At 57.8% G+C, this 2,912-nt stretch carries 2 protein-coding genes; one reads left to right on the top strand and one right to left on the bottom strand.

The window, feature by feature from the left end; genetic code table 11:
- Positions 1 to 2,368, top strand: a 2,368-nt coding sequence (locus tag ABX749_RS28125; protein WP_372898952.1) for a PVC-type heme-binding CxxCH protein, incomplete at its 5' end; no start/stop codon positions are given.
- Between the two features lie 100 nt (positions 2,369 to 2,468).
- On the opposite strand, the gene ABX749_RS28120 is transcribed toward ABX749_RS28125, so the two are convergent.
- Positions 2,469 to 2,912 (bottom strand): hypothetical protein (locus ABX749_RS28120; protein ID WP_372898951.1); only part of this gene is annotated, 444 nt, incomplete at its 5' end.

Genomic DNA, 2,912 nt, shown 5'->3' with positions numbered 1-2,912 from the left:
TGCCAACGGACTCCGCTGGGGCCCCGACGGTTGGCTGTATGGGCGTTGCGGCCATTCCTGTCCCGGCAATTTGGGTGTTCCAGGGACGCCGGAAGATCGACGGATTCCGATCGATGGCGGCATGTGGCGTTATCACCCGCAGCGTCAGACCGTCGAGGTTCTAAACCACGGCACCGTCAACCCTTGGGGATCCGACTGGGACGCCAACGGCGAACTGTTTTTTATCAACACCGTGATCGGCCATCTCTGGCATTCGATCCCCGGCGCCCACTTCATCGAGTCGTTCGGTGAAAGCCCCAACCCGTTGGTGTTCGAGCGGATGGACATGATCGCCGACCACTACCACTACGATCGCACGGGATCGTGGACCAACAGCCGCGATGGAGCCGCCGATGAACTCGGTGGCGGCCATGCCCACATCGGCATGATGATTTATCAATCCGACCGATGGCCGCAGCAATATCGCGACAAGTTGTTCACCTTGAACATGCACGGCTTGCGGGCAAACGTCGAAAGGATCAACCGTCACGGCGCCGGTTACTTGGCCAGTCACGAACCCGATTTCTTGATTTGCAAAGACCCGTTCTTTCGCGGCATCGAAATCAGCGTCGGTCCCGACGGCGATGTCTATGTGCTCGACTGGAGTGATACCGGTGAATGCCACGATCACACCGGCGTGCATCGAACCAGCGGACGCGTTTACAAAATCAGCTATGAAGCCGGCAGCAAACCGACTCGCCCATTCACCAAGCCGGCCTGCTTGGCCGGTGACGGCGAATTGCCCCAGCTTTGGCGTGACTACCAAGCGGGGAACACGACGCCCGAGCAACTGCGAAGCCTGCTCAGTGATCCCGATGAACACGTGCGTGTCTGGGCCATTCGGCTGCTGACCGACCACTGGCCGCTGGACACGTTGCTGGGACCGCAACCGGATGTCACTTATCCCGACGATCCTGAAACGCTGGCGGCGTTGAAACGCTCTGCGCAGCGAGATCCATCCGGGCTGGTCCACTTGACCTTGGCGTCCACGCTGCAACGTTTGCCCGTCCGGCAACGCGCCTTGATTGCCAGCGAACTGGTCGCCCAACCAGAATTTGCCGAAGACCGCGATTTACCGATGATGGTCTGGTTCGGTCTGATGCCGCTGGTCGACCAAGACCCCGCGGCGTTGGCGAAGGTCGCGGCAAAGTGCCGCTGGCCGGACACGCTGCGATGGATCACGCGTGGATTGGCAACCCGGGTCGAAACAACGCCCCAGCCCCTCGACGACGTGTTGACCGCCGCGCTGAAGATGCCGGCAAGATTGCAAGCGAGCGTTCTGCGCGGCATGGCGGAAGCCTATCGCGGGTGGCTGAAAGTTCCCATGCCTGAGAACTGGCCATCCATCGCACAAAGCCAAGCGGCAAAAGCCAATCCGGATATCGTTCGCGAGCTAAACCTACTGTTCGGTGACGGCAGAGCCATCGACGAGTTGCGCGAGCTTGCGATGTCGTCCAAGGTTTCGCTCAAAACACGGCAATCGGCGCTAGAGAGTTTAATCAGTGCTCGGCCGGATGACCTACGTGCGATCTGTGAATCGTTGTTGAACCAGCGTGAGCTCAATGCGACGGCGGCTCAAGGTTTGTCGCTTTTCGACGATCCCGCCGTCGGCGAAAAACTGGCCAAGATGTATCGCCGGTTTCATGTCAATGATCGGCCCGCGTTGATTGAGATCCTGGTTTCCCGCCCTAGTTTCGCGGCGGCGTTGCTGGATCGGATCGACGCACCGAAAGACCCGATTCCTCACAGCGACATCAATGCGTTTCACGCCCGGCAAATCCTGGGACTCGGTGACGATGGCTTGCGGGAAAAGCTGACCGAATCCTGGGGCGCACTGCGTGATTCGCCCTCGGAACGTCGCGAGAAAATCGCGGCGATGAAGGCCCGGCTCTCCGGCGATGTTCTGGCCGAAGCGGATTTATCGGCAGGGCGTGCGTTGTTCAAGAAAACGTGCTCGCAATGCCACATGTTGTTCGGTGACGGTGAGAAGATCGGTCCCGACCTGACCGGTGCCCAGCGATCCAGCCTGGAATACCTGTTGGAAAACATCCTCGATCCCAGTGCGGTGGTTGGCAAAGACTATCGCATGACGATCGTGTTGATGGAGGATGGTCGCGTGTTGAACGGCTTGGTCGTTTCGAAGAACGACAAGACGATGGTCATTCAAACCCAATCCCGTCAAGAAACCATCCCGATCGAATCGATCGAAAACGTCAAAGAAACGACACTCTCACCGATGCCCGACGGGTTGCTGACGACACTGACCGAAGACCAAATCCGTGATCTAATCGGCTACCTGATGTCTCCGACGCAGGTCGCGTTGAAGTGAATGGGTCAAAAGATGAGTTGGTCAAAAAATGGGAGCCTCCCGATGGAGACTTGGTTCTGAGTACTTGACTTCATTTTTTGACCAATCAATTTCTCGACCATCAGACTATCCACGTTGGATTCCTCGCAGGACAACCGTAGAACCATTGCCCAACAAGCAAACCCGGGGACATGGCACGAACCCTTGGATTGCAATCAAATCCCCTTAAGGTGCCGTGTCCCCGAGCTGGCTGGTCCTTGATCCATCGAAGGTGCGCCACCTTGCTGTCGAACACGGCGGACTGCGAATTTGACGTCGTGTCGCCGATCGGGCAGTCGAGCGCTAGTGTGAAAGGCTCTACCAACATAACACGGGTCTCAAGATCGACATCGGCTAGGCGCACCGCCAACCAGGAACCGATGCATTCGGCAATCGGATTCTGATTTCGAAATTGTGTTTCCAATGCGACTCGCAGTACCGCCGCAATCGCCGCCGGACCACCATCGGTAGCGGTGCGAACAATCGACTCAATTGGAGTCGCATCTTCGCTACATCGAAGCAAATC

It is taken from the genome of Stieleria sp. (genome assembly GCF_041595215.1).
Taxonomy (GTDB): domain Bacteria; phylum Planctomycetota; class Planctomycetia; order Pirellulales; family Pirellulaceae; genus Stieleria; species Stieleria magnilauensis.
Note: the sequence above shows the minus strand (reverse complement) of the source record. Positions and strands in the feature narration are given on the sequence as shown.